Source organism: Muriicola sp. (assembly GCF_049669965.1).
Lineage (GTDB): Bacteria > Bacteroidota > Bacteroidia > Flavobacteriales > Flavobacteriaceae > Muriicola.
Window position 1 is genome coordinate 1 of the sequence record NZ_JBATLB010000121.1, and the last position, 6,127, is coordinate 6,127.

The window sequence follows — 6,127 nt, forward strand, 5'->3', positions numbered from 1 at the left end:
GAGGTTGTGCCACTTGTTTTTGCAAAATAAATAGGTTTTCCTGGCCATAAAACATCAGTTTTCCCTTCTAGAATCTGGCTTATATAGGGTTTTAGTGCTTCATAATCCCGTATTGGCACTCTTTCGATGAAATCCCTATGCGAACCTATATTGTTGAATTGATGATCTATTCCAAATTGGGTGTTTCGTGCTGCATGCAAAAGTTCTTCAAACAGCTTCTTTTGGGTCTTAATCGGATTGTTGATCCATCGAAGGGTTCTTCTGTGCACTATGGCAGCAAAAATCTTAGCGGCGAAAGACTTTAAGGACATATAGTTTAATTAAAATCTATATAATCTGAAGGGTTGACAGGATTCCCATTGTTCCATAATTCAAAATGCAAATGAGGCCCGGTGGTAAATTCTCCTGTATTGCCTACAGAAGCAATCACTTCACCTGCTTTTACAAGATCTCCCTGCTCCTTATTTAAAGAGGAGTTGTGTTTATAGACCGATAGCAATCCCTCTTCGTGTTCCATAATGATTACAAAACCGGTATCTGCCGTCCATTCAGAAAATATAACGGTTCCATTGGCCACCGCCTTTACAGGAGCGTCTTTTTCTGCTACAATATCTACCGCGAAATGCTTTTTATCCGCATTGTATCCCTGTGAAATTACCCCGGTAACCGGGGAGAATAAAACAAGACTCCCTTGTGCAATATTGCGTTGGAAAAGATTGTACTTATCTTCTAAAGCTACCTGAGCCCTCAAGACAGAGTCTTCCTTAATTGGCGAGAGGTCTACGGTAGAGGGATCAATTTTAAATTGCTCAAACAAAGAATCTCTGTTTATTTCATTGTTTTCTACATCCCCACGCAGCACCATGCGAATATTCTCTAGATACTTATTGGTATAATTTAATACATTTACGAGAGAATCTGTCTTATAGGTGAGTTCCGTAGCCTGTTTCTTTAAACGGGTGGAAGAATAGCCTGGAATATATTCCCTCAAGGGGGTAAAAGCAATAAGCAGGGTAGTGAGCCCTATCAGAACAATAATAAACAGGGTCCCAGTAATAAAAACATTTAACCTGCTTAATTTAAAAGAGATCTTTTCCTCAAAGGTGCTCTCATTAAGAATCACTAAGCGATACTTATGCAAGAGCTTGCGCTTGATCTCCTTTCTTTTTTTTGCTTTTTTCTCCATGCCCCACAAAGATACATTTCGAATTGAATTTCAACATACCGGGAACTTAAAAAAGGATATTCTTCCCCCATTCTTCTGTCGATTTCCAATAAATCCCCTTTTTAAAGATATCAGGCAGCAATTAAAGTACAATGTTTGCGTTTGGAATAAATACTATCTATTTAGTTTTTTACTACCTTTGTTTACCTTATAAAAAGAAGCACATGATCTTACTTGTACCTTTTCTAGCAATAGGCCCCTGGCAAATAGCAGTCGTCGTAGTTTTAGTACTCTTGTTATTTGGCGGTAAAAAAATTCCTGAATTAATGCGGGGATTGGGTAGTGGAATTAAAGAATTTAAAGACGCCTCTAAGGAAGATGACCAAATAGAGGAGAAAAAAGACTAACGCCTTATAGAATTAATTAAAAAAAGCAATCCTTTAAGGGTTGCTTTTTTTATGCCTCCTTCTAACACACAGCTCAAAGCATCACACATAAAAATAGCACTCCTACAATAGCTTATTAGTGTATATACTTTTCGGTATTTTAATGATTTTGACACGTTAAATCAAAACTTATTCTTTTTGTCAAATTTCGGCGAGTATTACCTCCAAACCCCTAAAAACACTTCCCTTCCTTAAGGCCCGATTATTACCACAAGCACTTTTTCTTGAGATACACGACAAAAAACCTCCATTTCACAACAAAAAGTAATCCCATAGCATAAGAACTTATAAATTCGACGTTATGAAAGGGATTAACTATGTATAGATTCCCTAATTCGGGGCAATTTATATAGCATGATCTCCAATTTCAGGCTATCAATTAGGGTCTATTAACACATGAAAATAAAACAATTCAGCATTATCTTCCTTTTGCTATTTGTATGTTCATTTAGCGGGCTTGCCACCATTTCTGAGCTATCCGGGTCAGAAATTACGGCAGAATCTCCCATTGAACTGTTCAAGGCTAATGCAAAAGTGCATAACATAGTTACCAAATCGGTAAAGGGTTATGCCAATGTATATAATGGCTATTATCTAATTACTGGTGTATTTGGGGTATCTGAGAACGCTCATAAGTTTGCAGGATCACTAAAAAACTACGGTGCCACTCCCGGTTATTTTAAAAGTCCTGAAAATGGTATGCACTATGTATACCTGGAACATTTCTCTATAGGCGAGGATGCCATTTCTTCCTATTTGAATGGAAAATACAAGAAGAAGATGTGGATCTTACATGTTGAAAACAGCAAAAAGAATCCGTCAGAAATCAAAGAAATAGTTACCCCCAACTTTTCAAAACCAGCTGTACTCTCTCATAAGCAATTTGTCAGTGCCGCTAAAAAATATAAGATAGCCGCGAGGACGGTAGAGGACATAACCTTTATTGATAATGGATATTATGCAGTTGCCGGAGTATTTGGTGATAAAAACAATGTATTAAAGTTTGTCAAAAAACTGAAGTCCAAAGGTCTGGCTGTTTCAACAGCAGAAAATACAGATTCTAAACTTACCTACGTTTATCTGGATCATTCAAAAGATTGGGCGGGCGTTTTAGAGACCGCCAGAACTCAGGTAAATGGGAAATATGGGGATAAACTATGGATCATGCATATTGCGAATGAAGCCACTTCCCCGGGAAAGAGCCCTGCATATACTCCAATCGCCTTTTCTGCAGCCAACTCTGCTTTATTTGCCGCCGAGAAGAATGTCCAAAGGAAATCCCAGAAAGCTCCACTGAATAAAATTCTGGAAAAAGCAGATGAATACTTCGATAAGATGTGGTATGCAGAAGCTGCGGATCTATACGAGTCATTTCTTACCAATAATAAGGATAACTATACCTATGAGGTTATTCAAAAGGCAGGCGATTCACACTATTTTAATTCAAATATGGAACGCGCTTACTATTGGTATGACATTCTTTACAATCGCTATAATGACGATATCAGTGCAGAGAACATATTTAAGTACGCTCACAGTCTTAAAGGAACCGGGAAGTACGCCAGGGCCAAGCGGTTAATGCGTTTGTATGACCGAAAAGTGAAAAAGGAAGGAATGCGCTACTCCATAGAAGATCCGCGCACTACTCCTAAAGAAAAAGTACTGGACAATATTCTCAATACTGAATTAGAATATACCATACGGAATATTAAAACGAATTCGAAATATTCAGATTTCTCTCCAATGTTTTACAATGAGGATCAATTAGTTTTTGCCTCCGCCATGGACTCGTCGTTTTTTAGTACGAGGCGCTATAAATGGAACAATCAGCCTTATCTGGATCTTTACGTGGCAAAGGTGAATAATGAATCGCAAGAGGTTAAAGACGCTATAAAATTCTCTAAAAAGATCAATACCAAATACCATGAGGCATCTGTTACTTTCTCTCCGGATAATACTACCATGTATTTTACGCGTAATAATTATGGAAAGAAACTGAAGCGCGATAAAAACGGTATAAATAACCTTAAAATATACAGGTCGCGCAAAGTGGATGGCGAATGGGCCGAGGCTACTGAAGTTCCATTTAACAGTGATGAATTTTCTACGGGCCACCCTGCTTTAAGTCCGGATGGGAAACAGCTGTACTTTGTGTCTGACCGCCCGGGAAGTCTGGGAGAAACGGATATTTTTGTAGTTGATGTATATGAAGATGGCGGGTATTCCGAACCACGAAATCTTGGACCCGATATCAATACAGAGCGAAAGGAGATGTTTCCGTTTATTACTGATAAGAAACTGTATTTTTCCTCCAATGGCCATATAGGATTAGGTGGATTGGACATCTATGAAGTTGCCTTTGACGATGAAAAAGGCTTCCAGGAAGTAAAAAACATGGGGAAACCTGTAAATAGTCAGAAAGACGATTTCTCCTATATAGTTAACGAGGGGAGTCAGAAGGGGTTCTTTGCTTCCAACAGACGTGGAGGAAAAGGTGACGATGATATTTATTCGTTCTCCAGGCTTCTGCCCGAAGAGTTAAATCTCAATGCTATTGAAGGGGTAGTGACCGAACAAGTGACCGGAGAGCTAATGCCTGAGGCTCTTATTACCCTGTTGGATGAGAACAATATTAAACTAAAAGAGGTTGTTTCCGACAAAGACGGCAGTTTTGTCTTCGAAGATCTGGACAGCAATACAAAATACACAGTGAAAGCTACCAAAGAAGGGTATTCCGAAGTAGTTCTAAATACGCCTACCAGGGAGAATGAACTAATTAACGTAGCGGTCTCCTTAGAAAAACTTGAGGATCTGATCGTCCTGGAAGAAGGGATCAAAAAGATCAAGTTAAACATGATCTTCTTTGACTTCGACAAATCGAATATCAGAGACGATGCTGCGGTTGAACTCAATAGATTGATATCTGTCATGAAAGAAAATCCTTCCATGATCATCAAGATAGAATCTCACACGGATTCCAGAGGAAAGGCAGCATACAATAAATACCTCTCTGATAAACGGGCAAAATCTACGAGAGCCTATATTATATCTCAGGGAATTGATCCTAAACGTATAGAAAGCGCCATAGGTTATGGGGAAGAAAGACTTTTAAATGGCTGTGACGGCAGTATTAAATGCACTAGTGCACAACACCAGCTCAACAGGCGATCCGAATTTATTATAGTAGATATGTAATACACAAATGAACTAACCTACCCTAAAAACCATCTGTTTATGAAGCAGATGGTTTTTTATTGGGATACCCTAAGCCCGCACCCTTTGGTATTCCAAATAGTATTATTTGCACTTTTTTTCGCTTCGCAACAAGAATAAGCCCCTATACAACATATTTGGAAGGGGCACATACGCAACAGCTCAAATTGCAGTTAATACCTTAAAAACAGTGCACTCTTAACACCTAAATCTTTTTTATATGAAACATATTTTACTCCTGAAAGAAATTTACTTAGAAGCCTTTAAAAATTTGGGTTCTTATTTTGTCCGGAACTTGTTCAAAATCTTTACCTGGTTCTGTCTGGCCTGTCTGGTCATCGTATTATACGCTTTTATATTTAGGGTGGCTACCGGATTTGCTTTCGACTAGGTCATAGCTCACATATTTACAAGTAGGTCAACAGACCCGCCTTAACAATTGCTCCTCTGAGTCTTCGGTATATCGGATAAAACATACCGTTCCCAGAGGCTTTTTTTGTGCTGCGTTTATCTGACCCAATTTTTATGCTCTTTATCTAGATAATATACTATTTCTGCCATACTAAGGCATCTTTGCCATTAGGAAAATCATTAAAAGGCAGGCGTATGCAGCAAATTTTACACTTTAAAGAAATTTATAAAGAAGCATTTAGGAACTGGAGGAATATATTCCTTAAAAAGTATTTTAAGGCCTTCTCCTGGTTCTGTTTAGCCCTGTGGCTGGTAACCGTGTACGCATTCGTATTCAGGCTTTCTACAGGCTTTGCTTTTGATTAAATGACATAAAAAAGCTCCAATACCCAGAGTATGGAGCTTTTTTTTATTTTACAAGCTACTATTCGAATTTTATGGTGCGAATAATGGCTTCCAATTCGAACATATAGTCTCGTTTATTGGTAGCAGGAGCAAAGGTAAATCCTTCTACCACCAATTTGCGATTGTTCTTTTCATCATCCATAATAAAGGTTGCAAAAGGCCCCGCCATGGGAAAATTTTCCATATCCCAAATACTTCGAGCCTCAACAGTTCTCCTCCCATCAATCTCCGTAGTAAAGAAATAAGGTGCAAACGCATCTTCCGTGGTCATATACGTTATCTTATTCAAAACATCCGGACCAGGAATATATTTTTTCCCAATGGAATCTCTCATTCTGATAAAATCTGTCACAAAAGTGGAATCATTAGATAGGCCGGACCAGGGAATTTCATAGGCGATTATATTCATGCTGCCTTTTTGGATCTCCCTATCTATCCAAACAAAATTATCCTCCTGTTTGCCCAGCTTGTAAATAGAAGGAAGGCT

Annotated in this window: 7 protein-coding genes; 4 read left to right on the top strand and 3 right to left on the bottom strand. The window is 38.5% G+C overall.

Annotated features, from left to right (window positions below):
- Together WBM49_RS06640 and WBM49_RS06645 are read right to left on the bottom strand one after the other, a co-directional pair.
- On the bottom strand, positions 1–311 hold a 311-nt coding region (locus WBM49_RS06640), incomplete at its 3' end, for a GH3 family domain-containing protein (RefSeq protein WP_424371273.1).
- Positions 312–316: 5 nt separating this feature from the next.
- Positions 317–1,186 carry a M23 family metallopeptidase gene (locus WBM49_RS06645; protein WP_424371274.1) on the bottom strand — a complete coding sequence of 290 codons (870 nt, stop codon included), beginning with the start codon at positions 1,184–1,186 and terminating at the stop codon, positions 317–319.
- A gap of 203 nt (positions 1,187–1,389) precedes the next feature.
- Between WBM49_RS06645 and tatA the strand changes: the two genes are divergently transcribed.
- The 4 genes from tatA to WBM49_RS06665 all read left to right on the top strand — a co-directional run bounded on the left by tatA (position 1,390) and on the right by WBM49_RS06665 (position 5,601).
- Positions 1,390–1,572: a twin-arginine translocase TatA/TatE family subunit gene (tatA, locus tag WBM49_RS06650; protein WP_424371275.1), complete on the top strand. Its 183-nt coding sequence runs from the start codon at positions 1,390–1,392 to the stop codon at positions 1,570–1,572.
- Between the two features lie 435 nt (positions 1,573–2,007).
- Positions 2,008–4,806, top strand: a complete 2,799-nt coding sequence (locus tag WBM49_RS06655) for an OmpA family protein (RefSeq protein WP_424371276.1) — start codon at positions 2,008–2,010, stop codon at positions 4,804–4,806.
- Positions 4,807–5,044: 238 nt separating this feature from the next.
- Positions 5,045–5,215, top strand: a complete 171-nt coding sequence (locus WBM49_RS06660; protein WP_424371277.1) for a DUF6747 family protein — start codon at positions 5,045–5,047, stop codon at positions 5,213–5,215.
- A 215-nt stretch (positions 5,216–5,430) separates the two neighbouring features.
- Positions 5,431–5,601: a DUF6747 family protein gene (locus WBM49_RS06665; protein WP_424371278.1), complete on the top strand. Its 171-nt coding sequence runs from the start codon at positions 5,431–5,433 to the stop codon at positions 5,599–5,601.
- A 58-nt stretch (positions 5,602–5,659) separates the two neighbouring features.
- Here the strand turns inward: WBM49_RS06665 and WBM49_RS06670 are convergent.
- The coding region (locus tag WBM49_RS06670; RefSeq protein ID WP_424371279.1) for a DUF4837 family protein at positions 5,660–6,127 on the bottom strand (468 nt) is incomplete at its 5' end.

Bases quoted from the DNA above. Each gene is read 5' to 3' on its own strand.
- WBM49_RS06665 (WP_424371278.1), top strand. From the start codon at position 5,431: ATGCAGCAAATTTTACACTTTAAAGAAATTTATAAAGAAGCATTTAGG.
- tatA (WP_424371275.1), top strand. From the start codon at position 1,390: ATGATCTTACTTGTACCTTTTCTAGCAATAGGCCCCTGGCAAATAGCA.
- WBM49_RS06660 (WP_424371277.1), top strand. From the start codon at position 5,045: ATGAAACATATTTTACTCCTGAAAGAAATTTACTTAGAAGCCTTTAAA.
- WBM49_RS06645 (WP_424371274.1), bottom strand. From the start codon at position 1,186: ATGGAGAAAAAAGCAAAAAAAAGAAAGGAGATCAAGCGCAAGCTCTTG.
- WBM49_RS06655 (WP_424371276.1), top strand. From the start codon at position 2,008: ATGAAAATAAAACAATTCAGCATTATCTTCCTTTTGCTATTTGTATGT.